Source organism: Streptomyces sp. NPDC059010 (assembly GCF_042740355.1).
In the GTDB taxonomy this organism is placed as follows: Bacteria; Actinomycetota; Actinomycetes; order Streptomycetales; family Streptomycetaceae; genus Streptomyces.
The window spans coordinates 29,078-53,589 of record NZ_JBHYJA010000014.1 but is presented as its reverse complement, the minus strand read 5'-3'; the positions used below and the strand labels follow the sequence as shown (position 1 = coordinate 53,589).

Below are 24,512 nucleotides of genomic sequence, written 5' to 3'. Positions count from 1 at the left end.
TTAATCTGCTGTTAACTGTGCGTAGCTTGATCGTACTTGACCGTAATCGGACAAGGGCGATTGACTGCTGCTCCACCCGTCGTCGACGCGAGGCAAGCCATTGACCTCTGACCTGCTCGCACCACTCGACCTTGCGTTCTGGAACATCGAGTCCGCCGAACACCCCATGCACCTGGGCGCGCTCGGGGTGTTCACAGCGCACTCGCCCACCGCGGGCGCCCACGCCGCCGACCTGCTCGCCGCGCGAGCCGCAGCCGTTCCGGGACTGCGGATGCGCATCCGCGACGCATGGCAGCCGAGCGCCCTGCTGCAGCCCTTCTCGTTCGGCGGAGCGGCCCGCGAGCCCGCCCCCGACTTCGACCCCCTCGACCACGTCCGGCTGCACGCCCCCACCGCCGACTTCCAGGCGCTGGCGGGCCGGCTCATGGAGCGCCCGCTGGAGCGCGGCCGGCCGCCCTGGGAGGCGCATGTGCTGCCGGGCGAGGACGGGGTGTCGTTCGCGGTGCTGTTCAAGTTCCATCACGCCCTGGCCGACGGACTGCGGGCGCTGACGCTCGCCGCCGCCGTCCTGGACCCCATGGACATGCCCGCCCGCAAACCCCGCCCCGAGGAGCCCACGCGCAGACTGCTGCCCGATGTGCGCAGGCTGCCGGGACTGGTGCGCGGCGCCCTGTCCGACGTCGGCCGGGCCCTGGACATCGGCGCCTCCGTCGCCGTGTCGACCCTGGGGGTGCGCTCGACGTCCGCGCTGATCGCCGAGCCGAGCGGCACCCGCCGTACCGCCGGGGTCGTCGTCGACATCGACGATGTGCACGTCATCCGCAAGGCCGTCGGCGGCACCGTCAACGACGTCCTCATCGCGGTCGTCGCCGGCGCCCTGCGCCGCTGGCTGGACGAGCGCGGCGACGGCAGCGAGGGCGTCGCGCCACGCGCCCTGATCCCCGTCTCCAAGCGCCGCCCGCGCACCGCGCACCCTCAGGGCAACCGGCTCTCCGGGTACTTGATACGGCTCCCGGTGGACGACCCCGACCCGCTGCGCCGCCTCGGGACGGTCCGCACCGCCATGGACCGCAACAAGGACGCCGGACCCAACCGGGGCGCGGGCGCCGTCGCCCTGCTCGCCGACCACGTCCCGGCGCTCGGGCACCGGCTCGGCGGACCGCTGGTCGGCGGGGCTGCCCGGCTCTGGTTCGACATCCTCGTGACCAGCGTCCCGCTGCCCGGCATCGCCCTGAAGCTCGGCGGCCACCCCGTCACCGAGGTCTACCCCTTCGCCCCGCTGGCCCGCGGCCAGTCCCTGGCGATCGCGATCTCGACGTACCGGGGACGCGTCCACTACGGCCTCGTCGCCGACGCCGAGGCCGTACCGGACCTCGATGTGCTCGCCAAGGCCGTGTCCGAGGAGGTGTCGGAGCTGATCACCGCCTGCGCCCCCTGATCGCCGTCCCCCTGGGCCGCTTCGCCGGATTTTGGAGGAGTGGCCCGGCGCTCCGTACAATTCCCCGTTCGAAAGCGGGCGCGACCGGAGCGCCGCGGGTGATCAGGGAACGGCAGCGGCGATGACGGTGACAGAGGACGGCGCGACGGCGACCACGGCGGACGTCGTGCACGAGCCCGGTGACGAGATCGTGTACGGCCCCGGCATCGACCCCGAGCGGCTCGCGGTGTGCCTCAGCGTCCTGGACGAGCTCGACAAGCTGGAGGTCGACCACCCCGACGCCATCGCCGTGCGCCGCGCCACCGCCGGCGTATACCGCACCGTCAAGCAGCGCCGCCGCCAGGAGCGCCGGGCCGCCAAGACCGCCCACGACAAGGCGGTCACGGAGGCCACGGCGACCGGCTCCGCCCAGCGCATCGACGACGAGACCGAGGGCATCCTGCCGTCGTCGGTCACGGAGGCGGGCAAGATCGCGGGGATACTCCAGCGCCCCCGCTCCTGCTACACCTGCAAGACCCGGTTCGTCGAGGTCGACTACTTCTACCACCAGCTCTGTCCGGACTGCGCCCGCCTGAACCGCGAGAGGCGCGACGCCCGCGCCGACCTCACCGGCAAGCGCGCCCTGCTCACCGGCGGCCGCGCCAAGATCGGCATGTACATCGCGCTCAGGCTGCTGCGCGACGGCGCCCACACCACGATCACCACGCGCTTCCCCAAGGACGCCATCCGCCGCTTCAAGGCCATGGACGACTCCGCGGACTGGATGCACCGCCTGGAGGTCGTCGGCATCGACCTGCGCGACCCGGCCCAGGCCGTGGCCCTCGCCGAGCAGGTCGCCGAGGCGGGCCCCCTCGACATCCTCATCAACAACGCGACGCAGACCGTACGCCGCCTGCCCTCCGCCTACGCCGCCCTGGTCGACGGCGAGAGCGCCCCGCTGCCCGCCGGTGAGCTGCCCGCCCACCATGTCATCGGCGCCTTCAACTCCGGCGCGGTCGACGGCCTCGCCGCCCTGCCGCTGGGCACCAGCGGCCTCGACGCCCAGAAGGTCGCCGACCTCGCCCTGGTCGCGGGCAACGCCAGCGTCGCCCGGCACCTGGACGGCACCGCCATCGACGCGGGCGGGCTCGTGCCGGACGTCGTCGAGTCCAACACCTGGGTGCAGACCATCGACCAGATCTCCCCGGTGGAGCTCCTGGAGACCCAGCTCTGCAACTACACCTCGCCGTTCATCCTGATCAGCGCGCTGCGCCCGGCGATGGCCGACGCCGCGAAGAAGGCGGCGAGCGGGCGGGCGTACGTCGTGAACGTCTCCGCGATGGAGGGCGTCTTCGGCCGCGGCTACAAGGGCGCGGGCCATCCGAACACCAACGCCGCCAAGGCCGCGATGAACATGGTCACGCGCACCAGCGCCCAGGAGATGTTCCAGACCGACGGCATCCTGATGACCTCGGTCGACACCGGCTGGATCACGGACGAGCGTCCGCACTACGACAAGCTGCGGCTGGCCGAGGCCGGGTTCCACGCGCCGCTCGACCTGGTCGACGGGGCGGCACGGGTATACGACCCGGTCGTGCGGGGTGAGGCGGGCGAGGATGTGTACGGGGTCTTCTTGAAGGACTACGCGCCGGGTAAGTGGTAGATCCCCACCGGGGTGGGTGACTACGTCGGTGGGAGGCCGCGGGTTGTGGGGGCTGGTCGCGCCCACGCGGCGGAGCCGCATAGTTACCCAGCCCCGCGCCCCTGGGGGGTTGCGGTACCGCGCGATCGTAGGTGCTCGTGCACTGCGTATACCCCTGTCGTCCCCGCCGCCCGCACCCGCGTCCCCCCGTCCACCAGCAGATCCGCCCCCGTCACCCACTGCGCCGCGTCCGACGCCAGCCACACCACCGCCCGGGCCACGTCCTCCGGCTCCCCGATGCGCCCGAGCGGGAGCCCCGCGGCCACCTCGTCCTCGCCCGGCTCCCAGACGAACCGTGCCATCTCCGTGCGGACCAGGCCGGGGGAGACCGAGTTGACCCGGACCCTCGGGGCCAGCTCGCCCGCGAGCTGCTGGGTCAGATGGAGGAGGGCCGCCTTGCTGGTGCCGTAGGCCCCGATATGGGGGCCCACATGCGCGGCGCCCTCCGTGCAGACGTTGACCACCGCCCCGCCGTGCTCGCGCATCCAGGCCCGCCAGGCGTACTGGACGAGCCGAAGCGGCGCCTCGACGTTCATGGCGAAGGCCTCGCGCCAGGCCAACGGGGCGACGTCCATCAGGGGGCCGTACGGCTGGTTGGTCGCCGCGTTGTTCACGATGACGTCGACGCGGCCGAACTCGCGCAGGGTCAGGTCCACGACCCCCGCCAGATGATCGGGGTCGGCCACGCTGCCCGCCGCCCCGATGCCGCCCAGCTCGGCGGCCGTCCGCCGCACCTCCTGCGCGTCCCGTGCGATCACGCAGACCCGTGCCCCGGCCGCGGCCAGTTGCCGGGCGACGGCGTGGCCGATGCCGCGGGTGGCGCCGGTGACGACGGCGGACCTGCCCTTCAGTCCGGCGTCCCTGCCCTGGAGACCGTACGGCGACGTCATCGCCGTACGGTCTCATGACGGATCGTCAGTTGACAGCCCCGAGGGGCGAGTTCCTGGACGCGACCAGCTCCAGTACCGCGCGCCAGTCCTCCAGGACCCCCGCGTCGAACTCGGCGCTGCGGCCCTCCTCGTCGGCGTGGTGCAGGCGGATCAGGTCGTCGTCGGCGGATTCGGGGGCCCGGCAGTGGTGCCGGACGAGGCGGGAGACGCGTTCGCCGAGGAGGGGGCGCACCGCGTCCGCCGCGCGGTCGGAGTGGCGGCTCGCCTCGCCGGGGTGCAGCAGCGGGCCGATGGCATGAACGAGCCCCGCGACCTGGAGTTCCTTGTCGGCGGGGCGGACTCGGCGCAGCAGTGCGGCTGTCTGCAGCGCGTGTTGGTGCAGATCGACTCGGGTGCTCGCGAGACCCGGGGCGTCCCGGGTGCCGCGGCAGGCGTACAGCAGATCCATCAGCTCTTCGACACTGCGCAGCTCCATGCGTCAGTCCTCCCGCCGGACAAGCCGTTGCGGTCCGCCAGCAGATCATGGCCGCCTTGCGAATCGGCCAACGGGACTTGAACTGCGCGGCGTGTGCCGGCCGCGTGTCGGACAAGGAGATGATGTTGAGCCGAACGAGTGACTGACAAACATCGCATTCCGTTACAAACACGTGAACAACGGGTTCGTCGAGTGCCGTTTGATTCCGGATAGTTACAGGTTGTTTCCAGCCCCATCGAGCGGGGGGCCGCTCATTTGGTTAATCTGTAGCGGACGGACAGCAATACCGGGTCCCAACCCACACCCATGGTCCGTCCCGGGACAAGCCGGTGCACAACGGCCTGCTTGCGCACCAGTTACCGGCGCCACCGCGTCCGAGCCGACTTTGAGTAAGACCCGAGCGGGCGTCAGGTACCGGACCGCAGACTGGCCGGCCCCGCCCCGAGGGTGATCCGACACAGAAGGAGTGCGCGGTGACACCTGAGAAGACGAATCGCGAACAGCGCCCCAAGGAACGCACGGAGCGCGCGGGCGGCCGGTCCAAGGAGATCGGCAGTCTCGATGTGTGGGCCAGGTCCGCCCCCATCCGCCTGGCAGGCTACGAGGACGACCTCGCCGAGCCCCACATCCTGCCCAGCGTCGACTGACGGGGCAGAACCCTTCGCGATCGCCGACCGCATGGGCGTGCGAGACTCACGCCCATGCTGATCAGAGAAGCCGCGGCCGATGACTGGCCGCGGATTTGGTCTTTCTGGCACCGGATCGTCGCCGCCGGCGAGACCTACGCATGGGACCCGGACACCTCGGAGGGCGATGCCCGGGCGCTGTGGATGAACCCGGCCAAGCGGGTCTACGTCGTCGAGGACGACGCCGGAGCCGTGGTCGCCTCCGCCTACCTCACCCCCAACTACGGCGGCCCCGCCGCCGGTATCGCCAACGCCGGCTTCATGGTCGCCCCCGACCGCGGCGGCCGTGGCGTCGGGCGCGCCCTCGCCGAACACGTTCTGGTTGAGGCCAAGGACCAGGGGTACCGGGGCATGGTCTTCAACGCCGTCGTGGAGACCAATCCGGCCGTACGGATGTGGGCCTCCCTCGGCTTCACCGTCCTCGGCACGGTCCCGGAGGCGTTCGATCATCCCCGGCATGGGCGGGTGGGGCTGCACATCATGTACCGAGCACTTTAGCTCGCTGGCTTAGACCTCATGCCGTTTGCCTAAAAGCTTTAGGCGCGTGCATACTCGCTTCTGGCAAGCGAGAGGACAGTTATGGCACGCGTAGGGCTGACCACCGAGCGCCTGGTCCGGGCCGGTGCGGAACTGGCCGATGAAGTCGGCTTCGAGCAGGTGACCGCCTCGGAGCTGGCCCGGCGGTTCGACGTCAAGGTCGCGAGCCTGTACTCGCACGTGAAGAACACCCAGGACCTCAAGACCCGGATCGCGCTGTTCGCGCTGGAGGAGCTGGCCGACCTGGCCGCCGACGCGGTGGCCGGGCGGGCCGGCAAGGACGCCCTGGTCGCCTTCGCGAACGTCTACCGCGACTACGGCCATGAGCACCCCGGCCGGGCCGCCGCCGCGCGCATGCGGCTCGACCCCGAGACGGCGGCCGCCAGCGCGGGCGTCCGGCACGCCCAGATGACACGGGCGATCCTGCGCGGCTACGACCTGACGGAGCCGGACGCCACCCATGCCGTACGGCTGCTGGGCAGCGTCTTCCACGGCTACGCCAGCCTGGAAACGGCGGGCGGCTTCAGCCACAGCGCCCCCGACTCCGAGGAGACCTGGACCCGGATCCTGGACGCCCTCGACGCCCTGCTGCGCAACTGGCCCACCGAGCCCGCCCCTTGAGCTACCGGCAGAGGACAGACAGAGGACAGACAGAGGACAGGCAGAGGACAGGCAGACAGAGGACAGACATGGACACCGAGCACGACTGGATCACCACGCCCGTCACCGCGGAACTCCTGCGCGGCGCCCTCGACGTCGAGCACACCGAGCGCGGCGTCCTGCCGCACCGGCTGCCCGCCCGGGCCCGCGCCCAGAACACCGACGGCCAGCTGGCCATGGCCGAGTCACAGCCCTCCGGCGTACGGCTGGCCTTCCGCACCCGGGCCACCGCCGTCGCACTGGACACCCTGCCCACCAAGCGCGACTACGTGGGCGCCCCGCCGCGCCCGGACGGCGTCTACGACCTGATCGTCGACGGCCGCCCGGCCGGACAGGGCAGCGTGACCGGCGGCAACGTCGTGGTCATCGACATGACCGCCGGAACCGCCGAGCACCGGCCCGGACCGGCCGGCACCGTCCGCTTCACCGGGCTGCCCGACACCGACAAGGACGTCGAGATCTGGCTGCCGCACAACGAGACCACCGAACTGATCGCCCTGCGCACCGACGCCCCCGTCGAGCCCGCCCGGGACCCGGGCCGACGGGTGTGGCTGCATCACGGCAGCTCGATCAGCCAGGGCTCCGACGCCGGGCGCCCCACCGGCACCTGGCCCGCGCTCGCCGCCACCCTCGGCGGCGTGGAACTGATCAACCTGGGCCTGGGCGGGAGCGCCCTGCTCGACCCGTTCACCGCCCGCACCCTGCGGGACACGCCCGCCGACCTCATCAGCCTCAAGATCGGCATCAATGTGGTCAACGCCGACCTGATGCGGCTGCGCGCCTTCGGCCCGGCGGTGCACGGCTTCCTCGACACGGTCCGGGACGGACATCCGACGACACCGCTCCTGGTCGTGTCGCCCCTCCTGTGCCCGATCCACGAGGACACGCCCGGCCCGTGCTTCCCCGACTTCAGCGGCATCAGCGAGGGACGGCTGCGGTTCGTCGCCATGGGCGACCCGGCGGAACGCGCGAGCGGCAAGCTGACGTTGCGCGTCATCCGGGACGAGCTGTCCCGCATCGTGAAGCAGCGGGCGGCCGACGACCCGAACCTGCACTACCTCGACGGCCGCGACCTGTACGGCGAGACCGACTCCGCCGAACTGCCCCTGCCCGACGACCTCCACCCGGACGCCACCACCCATCGCCGCATCGGCGAACGCTTCGCACGACTGGCGTTCACGGCGGACGGGCCCTTCGCGGCGGCGCCGGGCGTGTCCTTGTAACACCTGTCCGGGCGATCACAGGGACTGTGGAGTTCGGGGCGTGTGGAGTCATGGACGTGCGCTGGTGGTGGCCCTTGCGCTGTGCCGGCAGCTGGTCTTCGGGTTGCTGATCAGTGACTCCGGCGCTCGGCCGACGGGAACGCTGATCGGCGGCGCGTTTCTCCTGGCCGGCCTCGTCGGCATGATGACGGGTCAGCTCGCCGGTGGTAAGCGCAAGGGCGGCGGCGCACCATGAACCGGGCCCAGGCCGTGTCTTTCGGACCATCGCGAAAGACACGGACTGAGGCTCGGCGCCGTCGCTGCCTCGGTGGGGACGAGTCCGTCTCCACGTCGATGTCCTGGATGTCGGGCCAGGCCCGCTTCCGCACCCCGGGTGGCCTACTTGGCGGCCCAGCAGCCCAAGTTGTTCCGGTGCCCCTCCGCCGCCCGGTGCGGCGCGTCCGGCGATCCCAGCAGACCGTACGGCAGATACCCGGACCGGACACCGAGTTCCCACCCATGGACCTGGACGGCGAGGCAGGCCAGGGCGAGGGTGCCGAGGGGGAGGAGGGACCGGGGCGCGGGATCACCGGCATCGGCCTCGACGCTCTCCCGGTACGCGACCAGCCGGGCGACGAGGGCGTCCTCGAAGGCGTGCTGGTCGTCGTCGAGGAGTACGCGGAGCAGCCGCTGGTCCGCGCTCAGCGCGTCGCCGACCTCGTCGAGCCGCCGGGCGGCCTCCGCGCGCTCCCCGGCGTCCGGCTTGCGCAGCGGAACCGTAGGCCAGTCGCGGGGCAGATGCCCGGCCGCCTCGGTGAGATAGGGGCACAGGGCGTCCATGGCTGCGAGGTCGGCGGGTTCGGAGACGGAGGTGTACCGGTTGTAGGGCACGCCGTCACGGATGGCGGGCGCGTAGTCGCCGCGCAGCAGCAGCCCGGTGACCCGCTCCCAGTCCCACACATGCCCGCTGACGACACACATCTCGAACATGTCGAGCCAGGTCCGCGCGGTGGGCGCCTCCTGGACGACGTCCCGGAAGGTGATGGGCCCGTCCCCGAACTCGTCGTCCTCCGGGTCCGTGCTGATCCGCTCCCCGACGAGGGCGAACCGGAGTTCCTGGTCCCCGTCCGGGAAGCACATGATGCTCAGCACTCCGTGCACACACTCCGCGGCGGTGACGGCGACCGTGCCGGCCGCAGCGTCGAGCCCCGGCTCCGTCACCGTTCGCGCGGCGACATGGTCGAGCAGTTCGTCCGCCATGGCCCGGATCAGCGTCGGCGAGATGTTGCCGTACCGCAGCGAGTGCCACCGCGTGTAGGCCCGCCCGTCGATGTCGTCGAGCGCCTCCGCCAACCGCTGCTCGCCGACCTGATGGCATGCCACATTCCGCACGTACCCCGTCCCTTCATGAACTCCACGACTGGACGAAGCACGTTATCAACGGGCACTGACAGCACTGGGTTCGGCGGTGACGGACCCACAACTCTGTACCCAGCCCGTGCAGTTGCGCGCCGGTGCTACGGCAGGATCTCCAGCTGAACCGCGCTTTGGGTGCCCTGGAGGCCAGAGGTGAGGCAGTCCGTGGGCAGTTGGTGGGGCAGTGAAGTCACGGTCCGGCGTACGAAGTGGTCCTCGCCGCGTCCTTCCACGACCCTGCCCGACTGCAGGACGACCAGGACACCCGCCACGCGGGCGGTGGTCGCGCCGTCGATGACAATCAAGGACCGGCTGCCGTCGGCGTAACGGACGGTCTCCGTGCCCCCCGCGCCGGACAGCGAGACGCAGGACGCCGACGGCGCGAAGGCGTCGAAGGAACCGGTTGCCGCAACGGTGCGGCCGAGGCCGCTGGTGCACGTGTAGCGCACATCCGCGTGGTTGCGGGTCGCCCGGGGCACCAGGGTGAGCGGTGGGTCGTACCTGCTGTGGGCGTTGCCCGCGCAGGTGCCGGCCCCGTCCCCGAGCGTCCCGGCCTGACCGGCCGGCGCCCACACCATCGACGAGACCACCAGCGCCAGCGACCCCAGCGCCACCGTCGTACCGCGCCTGCTCAACACATGTTCCTCCAGCACGTCCACTGCCATGACGAACGCCTGTCTACCCACGAGCAGGACGGCTGAACAGGTGCATCGAAGTGCATCGACGGCGCACGCCTGCCTCAGCGTGCTACCGCGCACCCTCTGTCCTCCCTATCGGCCGCTTGGCATCCGGAACCCGCAGGGTAGGAAGCGCTGGACGAATCCTCGTCGAGCAGGAGCATGAACCAAGCAGGAGGAGACCCGAGTGAGCCGTACGACCGCCACGGCCGCCACCGCAGCGCGAGAACGCGTATTCGCCATGATGGACGCCGACGGGGACCAGGTCATCACGCGGCACGACTACCTCTCCCGCATCGACCGAACCGTCCTGGCCACCGGGCGCGCAGAAGACGACCCGCTCGTCGTCGCCGCCCGCACGGAAGGCATCAAAGCCTGGAACGCGATGGACGCGAACGACGACGGAAAGCTGACCTTCGACGAGTACAACGCCTGGGTGGGCGCCGACAAGTTCGACAACGTCTGTCGATTCGCGCTCGGCGCGCTCTTCGACCTCGCCGATGCGGACAGCGACGGCGCCTTGGACAAGGCCGAGTTCATGGCGCTGCGCACCGCGCTGAACAACTCGGCCGGGAACGCCGCTGCCGCGTTCGACGCGCTGGATGCCGACAGCGACGGCCGGATCAGCCGCGACGCGTACCTGGCATCGATCCGCGCCTACATCGTCGGCGACACCTCCCCGATGGGGGAGGCCCTGTACTAGCCAGGCCGCGCCTCTTCAAGCGTGTGGCCCGTTGTTCAGACTGTCACGGCCGCAGCACTCCTCGTCTGGCTCAGATCGTGATCGGAGAGACAGCACCTAGTCCAGCGGCGCCGTCCGCTGCCAAGGCCGCAACTGCTCGATCCGCTCCGCCAGTTCCAGCAGTACCGCCTCCGAGCCGGGGCGCCCGACCAGCTGTACGGCCGTGGGGGCGCCGGAGGGCAGCGTGCCGAGCGGGACCGTCATCGCCGGCCAGCCGGTGAGGTTCCACGGCGGCGTCAGCGGCGAGTAGTTGGTGTTGGCCATGACATTGCGCAGCCAGCCCCGCTCGTGCCAGGGCTCGGACTTGGGGGAGCGGCGGGCGAGGGCCGGGGTGAGCAGCACGTCGTACTCGGCGAAGAACGGCTCCAGACGACGGCGCAGCTGCTCCCGGCTCGCGCCGCCCCGCACCCGGCCGACGAACCGCTTGCCGACGGTGGCGTGGACCCGGGTCCGGCGGGTGAGCTGCCGTGGATCGAGGCTCTGCGCGTCCACCGCCGTACCCGCGGTCCAGTGGGTCAGCGAGGTGACGCCCAGCGACATCGGGTACGGCGGGTCGGCGCGCCGCACCTGGTGACCGGCCTTCATCAGAAGTCCCGCGGCATCGCGTGCGGCGGTCGCGTACGGCTTGCTGATGGCGACCCCGGCGATCGGGCTGCGCAGGGAGACGGCGATCCGGTGCGTGCCGGGCGTGTCCGGGAGGGCGACCTCGGTGTCGGCGAGGACCGACAGCATCAGGCGGGCGTCCTCGACGGTCGTGGCCAGCGGACCGTTCTCCGACATGCCGAACCAGTCGCCGTCACTGATACCGGCCGGGACCACGCCCGTGCCGGGCTTGATCGTGACCAGGCCGCAGTTGGCCGCCGGGATGCGCAGCGAGCCCATGCCGTCGTTGCCGAGGGCGATCGGCACCATGCCCGCGGCGACCGCGGCCGCGCTGCCGCCGGACGAGCCGCCCGCCGTGCGCGAGGTGTCCCACGGGTTGCGGGCGGTGCCGTGCACGCCCTCCGTGGTGCCGAAGACACACAGCTCCGGCACGTTCGTCAGCCCCACCACCACCGCACCGGCGGCCCGCAGCCGGGCCACGGTGACATGGTCGGCCTCGGCCGGTGTGTCCGGCGTGGCCGTGGAGCCGATGAGGTTGGACTCGCCGCGCACCGCGAGGTTGTCCTTGACCGCCACCGGCACACCGGCCAGCGGCAGTTCGGCGAGATCGCCGCGCGAGGCCACCTCGTCGGCCTCGGCGAGCGCCGCTTCGGCCCTGACCACCCGGAACGCGCCGACGCGGCCGTCGAGCCGCTCGATCCGGGCCAGGTGCTCGGCCACCACCTCCCGCGGCGTGGCCCGCTTCTCGCGTACGGCGGCGGCGATCTCGGCGGCGGTCCGGCCGACCCAGCTGGTCACGGGCACTCCTCGGGCTTACTCGTGAGTATGTAGGAGAACTAGGAGAACTCTGCCGGGCGACGGGCCCGGAGTCGAGAGGACGCTCGGTTTGGATATCCGGGCTTGGATATTCGGGAAGGTCTTCTTGGACTTTTCACTGCGCCTCTCCGTCACTCAGCCTTGCTGACCTGCGCATCATCCGATCAATGGGCCAACTCCATTCACTTCGCGGTCCATTGACAGCCCCATGGGCTCGCCCAATCATCAGACATCCGATGAATGGGGGTGCCTCATGAGGAGACGCTTGAGAGCGGCCGGTGTCCTCGCGGCGCTGGCGCTGCTCTTCGCGGCGCCGCTGCCGGCGAGCGCGGAGCAGCGGCAGGAGGCGGCGCCGGTCACGGTGCCCGCCCTGACCGACTGGACACCGGCATCCGGCAGTTACACCTACCAGCGCTCCGCCCGCCTCGTGGCCGACAGCGCGGCCGAACGGCGGGTCGCCGACACCCTCGCCGACGACCTGCGCGAGGCGGGGCACGGCACGGTTCCCGTGGTACCAGGCGGCGCCCGCCCCGGTGACATCGTTATCGACGTCCAGCCCTCCCGGACCTCCCTCGGTACGGAGGGCTACGAACTCCGTGCCGGCAGTCGGCTGTCGGTGACCGGGGCGACCGAGGCCGGCGCCTTCTACGGCACTCGCACCCTCCTCCAGCTCCTCGCCCAGGGCGACCGCATCCCCGCCGGCCGCACGGTCGACGTACCGCGCTTCAAGGAGCGGGGCGTCGGCGTCTGCGCCTGCTACATCCACGTCTCGATGCCGTGGCTGGAGAACCTGGTGCGCGAGATGGCGTACCAGAAGCTCAATCAGCTGCTCCTCGAACTGAAGGTGAAGAGCCACGCCCATCCCGAGGCCAACACCTGGGGCTACTACACCAAGGACGAGATCCGCCGCCTGGTCGCCCTCGGCGAGCGCTACCACGTCGAGATCATCCCCGAGATCAACTCCCCGGGCCATATGGACCCGTGGATCGAGAACCGCCCCGACCTCCAGCTGACCGACTCCGACGGCAACAAGCAGCCCTCGCGTCTCGACATCACCCGGCCCGAGGCCTTCGCCTACTACACCAGCCTGATCGACGAGTACGCCCAGGTCTTTTCGTCGGCGTCCTGGCACATGGGAGCTGACGAGTACATGCTCGGCTCCGACTTCGCCAAGTACCCGCAGATCCTGAAGTACGCCCAGGACAGGTACGGCCCCGGCGCCACACCGCAGGACGCCTTCATCGACTTCGTCAACCGCGTCCACGCCTACGCGGCGGACAAGGGCAAGAGGCTGCGCATCTGGAACGACGGGCTCACCGGCGCCAACACCGTCCCGGTCGCCGCCGGCACGACGGTCGAGCACTGGCTGAACGTGGCGACGAAACCGAGCCGACTGCGCGCCCAGGGCTATCCGTTGATGAACGCCGCCTACGCCCTCTACCTGGTCCGCGGCGGCTTCCACAGCGACACCGAGGGCCTGTACGACCAGAGCTGGGACCCGCGCAGCTTCGAGGGGGAGAAGCTGGCCTCCGCCGACGGCATCACCGGCGCGAAGATCAGCCTCTGGCCCGACAACGGCCGGGGCGAGACCGAGAACGAGGTCGCCGTCGCCCTGTGGCCCGCGCTGCGCCACATCGCCCAGGCCACCTGGGGTGATCCGCACCCCGACGCCACCTACGCCGGGTTCACCGCTCGGGGCACGGCCGTCGGGCACGCGCCGGGGTGGCGGGACCTGGGTCGGGTACCGGTGGCGGACGGGTCGTACACCTTCGACACGGACGCCCGGTCCTTCGACGCCGAGGTCAGGCGTACGGCCGACGGCTATGTGACCGTGCGGACGGCGGACGGCTGTCTGGAGATCCGGGGCGGGAAGCTCACGCTCAACGTGCCGCTCCAGCCCGGCGTGGAGGCGGCTCCGCAGACCTGCGACCCCGGCAGCACCCTCCAGCGCTGGCAGTTGGAGCCCGCCGCAGGCGGCTACCGGCTCGTCAACGCCATCACCCGTATGCCGCTGGGCGTCACGGACGACGGGCGGCTCGCACAGTACCCGCCGGACCAGCGCACCCCCGCCGTATGGCACCTGAGCAGCCGACCCTAGGAGCCTTCCGATGGCCGTTTCCCGACGCGTGTTCGTCGCGACAGCCGCCGCCCTCGCCGTGACCGGCGCGGCGAGACCCGCCCTGGCAGCACCCGCCGTCGAAGCGGACGACCCGCGCTACCGCATCCCCGTCGGCCCCGACGACACCGAGGCCGACCTGGTCCGCAAGGCTTCCCAAGTCCGTCCGACCGCACGGCAGATCGCCTGGCAGCGTCTGGAGCGGACCGCGTTCCTGCACTTCGGTGTGAACACCTTTACCGGCCTGGAGTGGGGCACCGGCGACGAGGACCCGGACGTCTTCCAGCCGGCCGGCCTCGACACCGACCAGTGGGCCCGTGCCCTGCGCGACGGCGGCTTCAAGCTGGCCATCCTCACGGTCAAGCATCACGACGGCTTCGTCCTCCACCAGTCCCGCTACACCAACCACTCGGTGGCCTCCAGCAGTTGGGAGGGCGGCCGGGGTGACGTCCTGCGGTCCTTCGCCGACTCCATGCGCCGGTACGGCATCAGGGTCGGCGTCTACATCTCACCCGCCGACGAGAACCAGTACCTCCACGGCGTCTACGCCAACGGCAGCGCCCGCACCGACCGCACCATCCCCACCCTGGTCGAGGGCGACGACCGCACACCGTCCCGGTCGTACACCCTCCCGGCCACCGACTACGGCGCCCATATGCTCAACCAGCTCTACGAGGTCCTCACCGAGTACGGGCCGGTGGACGAGGTGTGGTTCGACGGCGCCCAGGGCCGTATCCCGCCGGACAAGGTGGAGAAGTACGACTGGGACAGCTGGTACACCCTGGTCCGGTCGCTCGCGCCCGACGCCGTGATCGCGGTGTCCGGCCCCGATGTGCGCTGGGTCGGCAACGAGGGCGGGCTGGCGCGGGAGGATGAGTGGAGCGTCGTACCGGTACAGGAGAAGGACTACGGCCGCACCGACTACGCCCTCGCCTACGACGCGCCCGACATGGGCAGCCGTGCCGCACTGGTGAAGGCCCGGCCGGTGGCGGACTACCTCCAGTGGTGGCCGGCCGAGTGCGATGTGTCGATCCGGGACGGCTGGTTCTACCACGCCGACCAGCAGCCCAAGAGTGTCGAGCAGTTGACGGACATCTACTTCCGGTCGGTGGGCCGCAACTCGGTGCTGCTGCTCAACATCCCGCCCGACAAGGAGGGGCTGCTTCCGGCCGCCGACGTGGCGCGGCTGCGGGAGTTCCGTGAGCGTGTGGACCGTGAGCTTCCGGAGGACCTGGCGCGCGGCGGCCGGACGACCACTGCGCCGGGCCGTATCACCGTCGACCTCGGCCAGGAGCGGGAGGTGGACCGGATCCGGCTGGCGGAGGACATCCGGTACGGGCAGCAGGTGGAGAGCTTCGTGGTCGAGGCGCAGCGCGGCGGTGCGTGGACCGAGGTGACCCGGGCCGGGACGGTCGGCGCGAGCCGGATCCTGCTGCTGGCGGCTCCGGTGCGGGCCCGGCGGTGGCGGGTGCGGGTGACCGGTTCGCGTGCCGGGGCGCGGCTGGTGGAGTTCGGGTTGTACCGGTCGCGGGTCTGACGGGGCGCGCGTCCGGAACCGGGTGCGGAGGGGGCGGTCACCAGGGCTTCGGCGGCCTGATGACCGCCCTCCCGCGCCTTACTGCTGCCCGGTGACCGCCCCCTCGCTTTCGGTGGGCCGCGTCAGTGCTGACCGGCGCCGTGATAGCGCTGGGCCAGCCGGGCCAGGGCGACCGCGCCGAGGAGCAGGCCGAAGTCGCGCAGCGCGATGTCGTAGTAGTCGGGAATCGTCAGCAGATTGACGATGATCCCCGCGAGCCAGCCGGCCACCAGCCAGCCGCCGAAGCGCGGTGCGACCGCGACGACCAGTCCGGCCACGATCTCGATGACACCGACGACGTACATGGCGGCCTGCGCGCTGCCGGGGACGACGTCGTTGATCCACGGGGCGAGATAGCCCGGCCAGTCGACGAGCAGGTTGGCGAACTTGTCCAGTCCGAACAGGACCGGAGCGACGGCGAACCCCACACGCAGGATCCAGAAGGCCTGGTAGCCGGGGTCGGTGGCGATGGCCTGCCGCGCGGTGAAGGGTGCGGAGGTGGTGGGTGCGGACGACATGACGCCCTCCTTCTATGAACAACGTCTCTTGTCGATAGAAGCGCATCCCCTCTCTTTAGTCAATGGCGATTGGTTTTACACTGGTGTTCGTGGATCACTCGCAGCATTCGAAGGAAGCGCCCCGCGACGACCTCTCCGCCGTGGCCGCGCTGGACGAGCCGACGCGCCGCCGGCTGTACGAGCACGTGGCGCGCAGTACCGGCCCCGTGGGCCGGGACGACGCCGCCCAGGCCCTGGGTCTGACGCGGCAGACCGCGGCGTTCCATCTGGACCGCCTGGCCGACGAGGGGCTGCTGGACGTCGTCTACGAGCGGCGCAGCGGGCGCACCGGGCCGGGCGCCGGACGGCCGGCCAAGCTCTATCGGCGCTCGGAGCGGGAGGTCGGCGTCAGCGTGCCCGCGCGGCAGTACGAGATGGCCGGGCAGCTGCTCGCCGAGGCCGTGGAGGAGTCCGACAGCACGGGCGAGCCGGTCCGCGCGGTGCTGTACCGCAAGGCGGCGGCGCTGGGCGAACGGCTGGGTGGCGAGGCGCCGGCGGGAGTGGTGGACATGCTGGAGCGGTACGGCTTCGAGCCGCGCCGCGAGGGGGAGACCGTCGTCCTCGGGAACTGCCCGTTCCATGTGCTGGCACGCAAGCACGTGGAAACGGTGTGCGGAATGAACCTCCATCTGCTGAGCGGCGCGCTCGCCACCTCGGGCGACACCGCCTTCCGGGCACAACTGGCGCCGGGCCCGGGCCGGTGCTGTGTGGTGCTGGAACCGGCCTCCTCCTGAGCGCGGGGAGGGTGTCTACGGCGTGTGCGCGGCTCCCGTGCTGTCCCTGGGGATCAACCGCGGCACCGGCACCCGCACCGCCCGCGCCGACCCCCCGTCCAGCAGGGCCGTCAGCTCGCGTGCCGCCGTACGCCCGAACTCCACGCTGTCCCGGGACAGCGCCGAGAGCCACGGCCTGACCATGCGGCACAGCGCCGAGTCCTCCCAGGACACCACCGAGACGTCCGCCGGAACCGAGAAGCCGAGTTCGGCCGCGGCGGCGGCCCCGGCGACGGCCATCACGTCGTTGTCGTAGATCAGGGCCGTAGGGGGAGCGGGACCCTCCAGCACCCGGCGGGTCACCGCCGCGCCCTCGGCGTCGGAGTAGTCCGTGGTCACCGATGTCACCTCGGTCAGACCGCGCCGCCCCGCCTCGGCCCGCAGTGTGCGGATGCGGCGCTCGGTGTGGGCGAGCCCCGGCAGACCGGCGATGTGCACGATCCGCCGGTGGCCGAGGGCGTACAGGCCGTCCACGACCGAGGCCATCGCGCCCGCGTCGTCGGCCCAGACGGTCGACAGGCCGGGATGCCGTTCATCGGGCGCGCCGCCGATCACCACGGCGGGCAGGCCGAGTTCGTCCAGGAGGTCGGGGCGGGGATCGTCGGTGCGCGGGTCGACCACCAGGACGCCGTCGACACGGTGCTCGGCCCACCAGCGCCGGTACACCGCGCACTCGTCGTCGATGTCCTCCACCACCTGGAACAGCAGACCGAGATGGCGCTCCGCCAGCACCTCCTGGATGCCCGAGACGAGCTGCAGGAAGAACGAGTCCACACCCAGCGTGTCGGCCGGACGCGCCAGCACGAAACCGACCGTCGCCGCACCCTCCCCGGACAGCGCCCGCGCCGCCGTACTGGGCCGCCAGCCCAGCTCCTCGGCGACCCGCCGCACCCGCTCCCGGGTGTCCTCCGACACCCCGGGCCGGCCGTTCAACGCGAAGGAGACCGCGCTCTGGGAGACCCCGGCGTGCCGCGCTATGTCCTTCATCGTCGGCCGGCGGGCCGGTGACCGCTTGCCTGGCATCGAGACCCCCATTCCACCGGCACATTCCCCGAGCAGTATGCACTAATGCGGTTCAGCTGGATGATCCTAATACGCATTAGTCACTAAAGAAATTAGCTGCGCGAGAGCCATTGACGGGCCCCTGAAACGGCGTGCAGGGTCTGCCACGTCGACCAACCCGCCCTAAAAGGAGGCCGGTTCACGGTGCCCATATCCCGTAGAGCCCTCGCTGCCGCATTCGCCGTCTGTGTCGCGCTTCCGCTCAGCGCCTGCGGTTCGTCAGGGGGCGACAGCGGCACGGCCGACGCCTCCGGCAAGGTCGAGGGGGACATCACCTTCCAGACCTGGAATCTCCGCGCCAACTTCAAGGACTACTTCGAGGGCCTCATCGCCGACTTCGAGAAGAAGTACCCCGGCACCCAGGTGAAGTGGATCGACCAGCCCGCCGAGGGCTACGCCGACAAGATCAGCGCGGACGCGGCCGGCGGCACCCTGCCCGACGTCGTCAACGTCTCCCCGGACCTGGTCGCCCCGCTCGCCAAGGCGGGCCTCGCGCTCGACCTCGACAAGGCGGCCGGGAAGTACCGGAAGGAGTATCTGGAAGGCGCCTGGGCCAGCCACCGGATACCGGGCATGGAGGGCACGTACGCCTTCCCCTGGTACCTCAACACCGGCCCGCTCTTCTACAACAAGACCCTCTTCAAGGAGGCCGGCCTCGACTCCGAGCAGCCGCCGAAGACGTACGACGAGGTCTTCGACGCCGCGCTGAAGATGGCGAAGGAGACGGACGGCAAGGTCGCCACCCTCGCCAACGTCCCCACCGTCGAGGACTTCGGCCGCTACGGCGTCGAGCTGATGAACAAGGAGGGCACCGCCTTCTCCTTCAATGACGCCAAGGGGGTCGAACTCCTCACCAAGTACAAGGAGTTGTACGACGCCAAGGCTCTCGACCCGCAGGCGCTGACCGCCACCCCCGAGTCGTCCGGCAAGAAGTTCCTCACCGGCGCCGTCGCCATGAACCCCGGCAGCGCGCTCGACCTCGGCAACTTCAAGAAGCAGGCGCCGAATCTGTACAAGAACATCGGCATCACCGACCAGATCACCAGCACCGGCCACGTCAACATGTACGTGATGGGCGTGATGGTCAACGCGCAGACCAAGCGGACGCCCGCCGCGGTCGCCTTCGCGCACTACGTCACCGACGCCGAGCACCAGATGTCGTTCGCCAAGCAGGTCGCCATCTTCCCCAGCACCGCCGGATCGCTCGACGACCCGTACTTCACCAAGGAGGACGGCAGCGACGAGACCCGGGTGCGGATCGCCGCCGCCAAGTCGCTGAAGAACGCCGTCAACTACACGCCCGTGCTGTTCAGCGAGCAGATGAAGACCGAGCTGCGCAACGAGGTCGCCAAGGCGTTGCAGGGCAAGGAGAGTCCCAAGGAGGCTCTTGACAACGCTGTCGAGGCCTGCAACCGGCTTCTCCAGCAGCAGGGTTAGCCCGCGATGGCCCCTTCCACCGTCTCCCGGGTGCGGCGCCAACTGCCCACCAGCCCCTGGCTGTTCGCCGCCCCGGGCCTGCTGATCATCGGCGCCTTCATCCTGTACCCGTTCGTCTCCACACTGGTCAACGCCTTCACCGACCGGCGCACCCTGATCCCCGGCGAGTTCGTGGGCCTGGCCAACTTCCGCGAGCTGTTGCAGGACGACATGTTCTGGATCGGGCTGCGCAACAGCACGCTGTACGTCGTCGGTGTCGTGCCCGCGCTCGTCATCCTGCCGCTGCTGCTCGCGCTGCTCGTGCAGAAGAACATCCCCGGCATCACCTTCTTCCGCTCCGCCTTCTACACCCCGGTCGTCGCCTCGATCGTGGTGGTCGGGCTGATCTGGGTGTGGCTGCTCGACGAGCGCGGCCTGGTGAACTCCCTGCTGGAGACGGTCGGCGTCGGCCGGATGGGCTTCCTCAGCGACCAGTGGCTGCTTCTGCTGAGTGCCATGGCCGTGACGGTCTGGAAGGGCCTCGGCTACTACATGATCATTTATCTGGCCGCGCTCGCGAACGTGCCCCGCGAACTGCACGAGGCGGCGGCCGTGGACGGAGCGGGAGCGGTCCGCCGCTTCCTGACGGTCACCGTGCCCGCCGTCCGCTCCACCATGGTCCTGGTCGGGGCCCTGTCGTCGGTCGCCGCCTTCAAGGTGTTCTCCGAGGTGTACCTGATGGCCGGCCCGAGCGGCGGCCCGGCCGGCGAGGACACCACCCTCGTCATGCTCGTCCAGCGCACCGGCACCGGACTGACCGGACGCGTCGGCTACGCCTCGGCCATCTCGGTGGTCGTCTTCGTCGTCACCGTCGCCCTGATGCTGCTCGTGCTGCGCGCCGACCGGAGGGACGAGACATGAGCGTCATGGAGAAGGTACGGCCCGCCGCCAAGGCGCCCGTCGCGGGACGGGAGCCCCGCGTCACCGACGAGCACGGCCGACGCATCCGGGTGTGGGAGCTGATCCTGCGCTACCTGCTGCTGCTCGCCGTCCTCGCGCTCACCGTCGGCCCGTTCATCTGGCAGCTGTCGACCTCGCTCAAGGGCCCCACCGAGGACATCTTCAGCTCCCCGCCGAAGTTCCTGCCGAGCGATCCGACGCTGCACAACTACGAGCGGGTCGCCGACACCATCCCCGTCTGGGACTACGCCCTCAACTCGCTGAAGGTCGCCACCGCCAACGTCGTCACCAACTGCGTCGGCTCGGCACTCGCGGGCTACGCCCTCGCCCGGCTCCGCTACCGGGGCCGCCGGGCGGCCACCCTCGCCTTCATCCTGGCGATGCTCGTGCCCGTGGAGGGCATCATCATCGCCCAGTTCACGACCATGCGGGAGCTCGGGCTCAACAACACGCTCATCGGCGTCGTGCTGCCCGGCTGCATCGGCGCCATGAACGTCCTGCTGATGCGCAACGCCTTCCTGAACCTGCCGTACGAGATCGAGGAGGCGGCCTATGTCGACGGTGCCGACGTCTGGCAGCGGTTCCTGCGCATCGCGCTGCCGTCCGTGAAGGGGACCCTCGCCGTCGTCGCGATCTTCGCCTTCATGGGGGCCTGGGACGACTTCCTGTGGCCGCTGATCGTGCTGAGCGATCCGTCCAAGTTCACGCTGACCATCGGCCTCAACTATCTGCACGGCACCTTCGCGGGCGACGAACGCCTGGTCGCCGCGGGCACGATCATCGCCGTGGCGCCGCTGATCGCCCTGTTCGCCTGTCTCCAGCGGTACTTCTTCCGCGGCGTCGGCGAGGGCGCCGTCAAGGGCTGACCGCTCGCCAAGGGCTGACCACCTGTCAGGGGCCGGGCCCCGTACCTCCGTCACAAGGACACGCATGCCTTCTGCCGTGCGCTTCGGCGTCAACTACACCCCCAGTGAAGGGTGGTTCCACCACTGGCTCGACTTCGACCTCGACTCGGTGCGCGCCGATCTCGACTCCATCGCGGCGCTGGGCCTCGACCATGTGCGGGTCTTCCCGCTGTGGCCGTACTTCCAGCCCAACCGCACCCTGATCCGGGGACGGGCCGTCGAGCAGCTGGTCCAGCTCGTCGACGCCGCCGCGGAACGCGGTCTCGACGTCAACGTGGACGGTCTGCAGGGCCACTTGAGCAGCTTCGACTTCCTGCCGGCCTGGACCCGGACCTGGCATCGCCGCAACCTCTTCACCGACCCGGACGTCCTCGACGGCCAGGCCGCCTATCTGCGCACCCTCGCCGCCGCCCTGACCGACCGGCCGGGCTTCCTCGGCATGACCCTCGGCAACGAGGTCAACCAGTTCTCGGCCGACCCGCACCCCGACCCCGACCGTGCCACCGAGGGGGAGATCGACCGCTGGCTGTCGCGGATGCTCGCCGCCTGCGAGGAGGGCGCCCCGGGGCGGCTCCATCTGCATGCCGAGTACGACGCGACCTGGTACCAGGACGACCAGCCGTTCACCCCGGCCCAGGCCGCCCGCCACGGCGGCCTCACCGCCGTGCACTCCTGGGTCTTCAACGGCACCGCCCAGCGCCACGGCCGTACCTCCGTCCCGGCCGAGCACCACGCCGCGTACCTCGTCGAGCTGAGCAAGGCCTGGGCCGACGATCCGCGCCGCCCCGTCTGGCTCCAGGAGGTCGGCGCGCCCGCGCCGCTGGTCCCGCCGGAGCACGCCGCCGCCTTCACCGAGGCGACCGTCGTCAACGCGCTGGACTGTCCCGACCTGTGGGGGATCACCTGGTGGTGCTCCCACGACGTGTCCCGTGAGCTGGCCGACTTCCCCCCACTCGAATACGGGCTCGGCCTGTTGACCAACGACCGGAAGCCGAAGGACACGGCTCGCGTGCTGGAGCGGGCCGCCCGGGAGTCCCGGCATGCGCCCGCGCCGCGTACGACAGCGCTGGTCGTCCCCGCCGATCCGGCCACCCGCTCGCGCTGCGCGCCGGGCGGTGCGGTCTTCGACGCCTACTTCTGGCTGGTCGCCGACGGCGTACGCCCCACCACCGTCCTCGACACCCGCGCGGACGACCAGGACCATCTGGCCGCGCGCGGCATCACCGAGGTCGTCGCTCCCGATCAGGTACTCCCCACCCCACCAGGAGGCACCCGCTCGTGAACCCCGTGAACCCCACCAGACGCACCGTTCTCATCGCGGCGGCCACGGCCGCACTCATGCCGCCGCTGTCGGCGGAAGCCGCTCCCAAGGCCGCCGCGCTCCAGCCGTACGCCTCCTACTGGTACCCGGACACCCTGCCCTCCGGCACCCCGGGCACGGGTATCACCTGGCGCAGCCTGAAGTCCTGGCGTCCGGCCGACGACCCGGACCTCGCCTTCAACGCGGCGACGGTCCCGCTGGCCGCACGCTTCACCCCGACCCCGGCGAACCCGACCGCCCGCGCGGGCCAGGCCCGTATCCAGTCCCTGGTGTCCTTCGGGCCCACCGCGAGCAACCCCTCCCAGGGCTCGGCCACCGCCGACTACTACGCCCTCACCCACTGGGCCTACATCGACGAGCTGGTGTTCTGGGGCGGCTCCTCCGGCGAGGGGCTGATCCTCGCGCCGAACGCGCCGGTCGTGGACGCCGCCCACCGCCACGGCGTGCCGGTCCTCGGCAACACCTTCCTGCCGCCCGTCGCCTACGGCGGGCAGTTGCGGTGGACGCGTGACCTGGTGCAGAAGGACACCGCCGGACGGTATCCGCTGGCGGAGCGGCTGGTCGCGGTGGCGGAGGCGTACGGGTTCGACGGGTGGTTCGTCAACGCCGAGACCGGTGGCGGGGACAGCGCACTGGGCGCGGACATGCTCGGCTTCATGCGGGAGTTGAAGACGCTCGCCAAGGGCAAGGGGCAGCGGGTCACCTGGTACGACTCGATGACCGTGAACGGGTCCGTGAGCTGGCAGGGGGCCCTCAACTCCCAGAACGAGGCGTTCTTCCAGGCCGCCGACGACATGTTCGTCGACTTCCGGTGGACGGCGGCGAAGCTGACGTCGTCGGGGCAGCGGGCCGGGCAACTGGGCCGCAGCCGCTACGAGTTGTGGGCGGGCGTCGATGTCGAGGCTGGCGGATGGAACTCCTCCGTGAACTGGGACGCGATAGTGCCGCGTGACCGGGCGCATGTGGTGTCGGTCGGCTTCTACAGGCCCGAGTGGACGCGCAATCACCTGCCGGCGGACGGGCGCGGCCCGGGGGACTTCCATGCCGCCGACGACCGGTTCTGGACCGGGCGGTCACTGGATCCCTCACGGCCCGACGGCACGGACGGCTGGCGCGCCCCGGCGGTGTCCGTCGCCGACCGGTCGACGGTCACCTCCGTGCCGTTCGCGAGCGTGTTCAACACCGGGCACGGGCTGCGGTGGTACGAGGACGGGGAGGTGACGTCGGACGCGCCGTGGAACCACCTGGGGTTGCAGGACCGGCTGCCGTCCCGGCGCTGGGTCGTGCACACCGAAGGGCAGCGGCCCGCCGTGACCTTCGACTTCGAGGACGCGTGGCGCGGTGGCAGCAGCGTGCTCGTCGCCGGTGAACTGGACGAACCGGTGGTCGTGGACGTGTACGCGACACGGCTGCCGGTCGGCGCCGACACGGTGGTCGAGCTGACCTGCCGGACCGACGAGGGCCCGGTGGACGCCGAGCTGGCGGTGGCCACGGCGGAGCCGAGCGGACCGGGCGCGACACCGCCGTACACCTATCTGCCGGTGACCGCGGGCGACGGCTGGCAGACCGTGACGATCCCGCTCACCGGTCTGACCGGCACCGTGCACGCCATCGGTGTCCGGCTGACCGCCCCTGACGGCGGCCCCGTGCGATGGCGGCTCGGCGGCCTCGCCGTCCGCACCGCCCGGCACACGCCCGCCGCCCCCTCCGGCCTCCGCATCACCGGCGCGTCGGGCGGCGACCTCCGCTTCGCCTGGACCCCCGCCCCCGGCGACGTCGACGAAGCAATGGCGTCAGCCACACGCCACCACACCCTGCACCGCCTCCTCCCCGACGGCACCCGGCGCTTCCTCGGCGGCACCTGCCAGCAGGCCTACTTCGTCGCCGGTCTACGGCCCGAACAGGGCGAACGGACGGCACGGTTCGAAGTGCGCGGCGTAGGGGAGCTCTACACCACGTCGGCCCCCGCGACCGTCACCCACACCTGGTAACCACCCGCACCC

Annotated in this window: 23 protein-coding genes; 16 read left to right on the top strand and 7 right to left on the bottom strand. The window is 70.9% G+C overall.

Annotation, left to right across the window (positions count from 1 at the left end; genetic code table 11):
• The first annotated feature begins 100 nt into the window (after positions 1–100).
• Both ACFWYS_RS16895 and ACFWYS_RS16890 read left to right on the top strand, forming a co-directional pair.
• The gene (locus tag ACFWYS_RS16895) at positions 101–1,438 is read left to right on the top strand and encodes a wax ester/triacylglycerol synthase family O-acyltransferase (RefSeq protein ID WP_384768671.1); all 1,338 of its coding nucleotides are present in this window, start codon (positions 101–103) and stop codon (positions 1,436–1,438) included.
• A 121-nt stretch (positions 1,439–1,559) separates the two neighbouring features.
• Positions 1,560–3,080: an SDR family NAD(P)-dependent oxidoreductase gene (locus ACFWYS_RS16890; protein WP_384768669.1), complete on the top strand. Its 1,521-nt coding sequence runs from the start codon at positions 1,560–1,562 to the stop codon at positions 3,078–3,080.
• An 83-nt stretch (positions 3,081–3,163) separates the two neighbouring features.
• On the opposite strand, the gene ACFWYS_RS16885 is transcribed toward ACFWYS_RS16890, so the two are convergent.
• Positions 3,164–4,009, bottom strand: coding sequence for an SDR family oxidoreductase (locus ACFWYS_RS16885; RefSeq protein ID WP_384768666.1), 846 nt, complete (start codon positions 4,007–4,009; stop codon positions 3,164–3,166).
• Positions 4,010–4,034: 25 nt separating this feature from the next.
• Entirely contained in the window at positions 4,035–4,484 is a 450-nt protein-coding gene (locus tag ACFWYS_RS16880) for a hypothetical protein (protein ID WP_384768663.1), read from the bottom strand.
• Between the two features lie 473 nt (positions 4,485–4,957).
• On the opposite strand from ACFWYS_RS16880, the gene ACFWYS_RS16875 reads away from it, so the two are divergent.
• From ACFWYS_RS16875 to ACFWYS_RS16855, 5 genes are all read left to right on the top strand, one after another.
• The gene (locus ACFWYS_RS16875; RefSeq protein ID WP_274246761.1) at positions 4,958–5,131 is read left to right on the top strand and encodes a hypothetical protein; all 174 of its coding nucleotides are present in this window, start codon (positions 4,958–4,960) and stop codon (positions 5,129–5,131) included.
• A gap of 54 nt (positions 5,132–5,185) precedes the next feature.
• Entirely contained in the window at positions 5,186–5,668 is a 483-nt protein-coding gene (locus ACFWYS_RS16870; RefSeq protein WP_384768660.1) for a GNAT family N-acetyltransferase, read from the top strand.
• An 81-nt stretch (positions 5,669–5,749) separates the two neighbouring features.
• Positions 5,750–6,328, top strand: a complete 579-nt coding sequence (locus ACFWYS_RS16865) for a TetR/AcrR family transcriptional regulator (RefSeq protein ID WP_384768657.1) — start codon at positions 5,750–5,752, stop codon at positions 6,326–6,328.
• Positions 6,329–6,396: 68 nt separating this feature from the next.
• A complete protein-coding gene (locus ACFWYS_RS16860) occupies positions 6,397–7,590 on the top strand; it encodes a GDSL-type esterase/lipase family protein (protein WP_384768653.1) in 1,194 nt (397 codons plus the stop codon).
• Positions 7,591–7,630: 40 nt separating this feature from the next.
• A complete protein-coding gene (locus ACFWYS_RS16855) occupies positions 7,631–7,825 on the top strand; it encodes a hypothetical protein (RefSeq protein WP_384768651.1) in 195 nt (64 codons plus the stop codon).
• A gap of 143 nt (positions 7,826–7,968) precedes the next feature.
• Here the strand turns inward: ACFWYS_RS16855 and ACFWYS_RS16850 are convergent, their stop codons facing one another.
• Positions 7,969–8,961 (bottom strand): immunity 49 family protein, encoded by a 993-nt coding sequence (locus tag ACFWYS_RS16850; protein WP_384768648.1) that lies wholly within the window; start codon positions 8,959–8,961, stop codon positions 7,969–7,971.
• A gap of 125 nt (positions 8,962–9,086) precedes the next feature.
• Complete coding sequence (locus tag ACFWYS_RS16845) at positions 9,087–9,650, bottom strand: hypothetical protein (protein ID WP_384768646.1); 564 nt, start codon at positions 9,648–9,650, stop codon at positions 9,087–9,089.
• Between the two features lie 199 nt (positions 9,651–9,849).
• On the opposite strand from ACFWYS_RS16845, the gene ACFWYS_RS16840 reads away from it, so the two are divergent.
• Complete coding sequence (locus ACFWYS_RS16840; RefSeq protein ID WP_384768644.1) at positions 9,850–10,365, top strand: EF-hand domain-containing protein; 516 nt, start codon at positions 9,850–9,852, stop codon at positions 10,363–10,365.
• Positions 10,366–10,461: 96 nt separating this feature from the next.
• Here the strand turns inward: ACFWYS_RS16840 and ACFWYS_RS16835 are convergent, their stop codons facing one another.
• The gene (locus ACFWYS_RS16835) at positions 10,462–11,805 is read right to left on the bottom strand and encodes an amidase (RefSeq protein ID WP_384768641.1); all 1,344 of its coding nucleotides are present in this window, start codon (positions 11,803–11,805) and stop codon (positions 10,462–10,464) included.
• Between the two features lie 271 nt (positions 11,806–12,076).
• On the opposite strand from ACFWYS_RS16835, the gene ACFWYS_RS16830 reads away from it, so the two are divergent.
• Together ACFWYS_RS16830 and ACFWYS_RS16825 are read left to right on the top strand one after the other, a co-directional pair.
• Positions 12,077–13,921, top strand: a complete 1,845-nt coding sequence (locus ACFWYS_RS16830) for a family 20 glycosylhydrolase (RefSeq protein WP_384768638.1) — start codon at positions 12,077–12,079, stop codon at positions 13,919–13,921.
• A 10-nt stretch (positions 13,922–13,931) separates the two neighbouring features.
• Positions 13,932–15,476 carry an alpha-L-fucosidase gene (locus tag ACFWYS_RS16825; protein ID WP_384768635.1) on the top strand — a complete coding sequence of 515 codons (1,545 nt, stop codon included), beginning with the start codon at positions 13,932–13,934 and terminating at the stop codon, positions 15,474–15,476.
• A gap of 122 nt (positions 15,477–15,598) precedes the next feature.
• Here the strand turns inward: ACFWYS_RS16825 and ACFWYS_RS16820 are convergent, their stop codons facing one another.
• Positions 15,599–16,033, bottom strand: a complete 435-nt coding sequence (locus tag ACFWYS_RS16820) for a hypothetical protein (RefSeq protein WP_384768633.1) — start codon at positions 16,031–16,033, stop codon at positions 15,599–15,601.
• A gap of 83 nt (positions 16,034–16,116) precedes the next feature.
• On the opposite strand from ACFWYS_RS16820, the gene ACFWYS_RS16815 reads away from it, so the two are divergent.
• Positions 16,117–16,806, top strand: a complete 690-nt coding sequence (locus tag ACFWYS_RS16815; RefSeq protein ID WP_384769109.1) for a helix-turn-helix transcriptional regulator — start codon at positions 16,117–16,119, stop codon at positions 16,804–16,806.
• Positions 16,807–16,821: 15 nt separating this feature from the next.
• On the opposite strand, the gene ACFWYS_RS16810 is transcribed toward ACFWYS_RS16815, so the two are convergent.
• Positions 16,822–17,868 carry a LacI family DNA-binding transcriptional regulator gene (locus tag ACFWYS_RS16810; RefSeq protein WP_384768630.1) on the bottom strand — a complete coding sequence of 349 codons (1,047 nt, stop codon included), beginning with the start codon at positions 17,866–17,868 and terminating at the stop codon, positions 16,822–16,824.
• Between the two features lie 183 nt (positions 17,869–18,051).
• Here ACFWYS_RS16810 and ACFWYS_RS16805 point away from each other — a divergent pair, with 183 nt between their 5' ends.
• The 5 genes from ACFWYS_RS16805 to ACFWYS_RS16785 all read left to right on the top strand — a co-directional run bounded on the left by ACFWYS_RS16805 (position 18,052) and on the right by ACFWYS_RS16785 (position 24,500).
• A complete protein-coding gene (locus ACFWYS_RS16805; RefSeq protein WP_384768627.1) occupies positions 18,052–19,344 on the top strand; it encodes an ABC transporter substrate-binding protein in 1,293 nt (430 codons plus the stop codon).
• 6 nt (positions 19,345–19,350) lie between these two features.
• The gene (locus tag ACFWYS_RS16800) at positions 19,351–20,244 is read left to right on the top strand and encodes a carbohydrate ABC transporter permease (RefSeq protein ID WP_384768624.1); all 894 of its coding nucleotides are present in this window, start codon (positions 19,351–19,353) and stop codon (positions 20,242–20,244) included.
• Entirely contained in the window at positions 20,241–21,149 is a 909-nt protein-coding gene (locus ACFWYS_RS16795) for a carbohydrate ABC transporter permease (RefSeq protein ID WP_384768622.1), read from the top strand. The genes ACFWYS_RS16800 and ACFWYS_RS16795 overlap by 4 nt, the downstream gene beginning before the upstream one ends.
• A gap of 64 nt (positions 21,150–21,213) precedes the next feature.
• Entirely contained in the window at positions 21,214–22,470 is a 1,257-nt protein-coding gene (locus ACFWYS_RS16790; RefSeq protein WP_384768619.1) for a glycosyl hydrolase, read from the top strand.
• Positions 22,471–22,475: 5 nt separating this feature from the next.
• Positions 22,476–24,500, top strand: a complete 2,025-nt coding sequence (locus tag ACFWYS_RS16785) for an endo-beta-N-acetylglucosaminidase (protein ID WP_384769106.1) — start codon at positions 22,476–22,478, stop codon at positions 24,498–24,500.
• Positions 24,501–24,512: the final 12 nt, after the last annotated feature.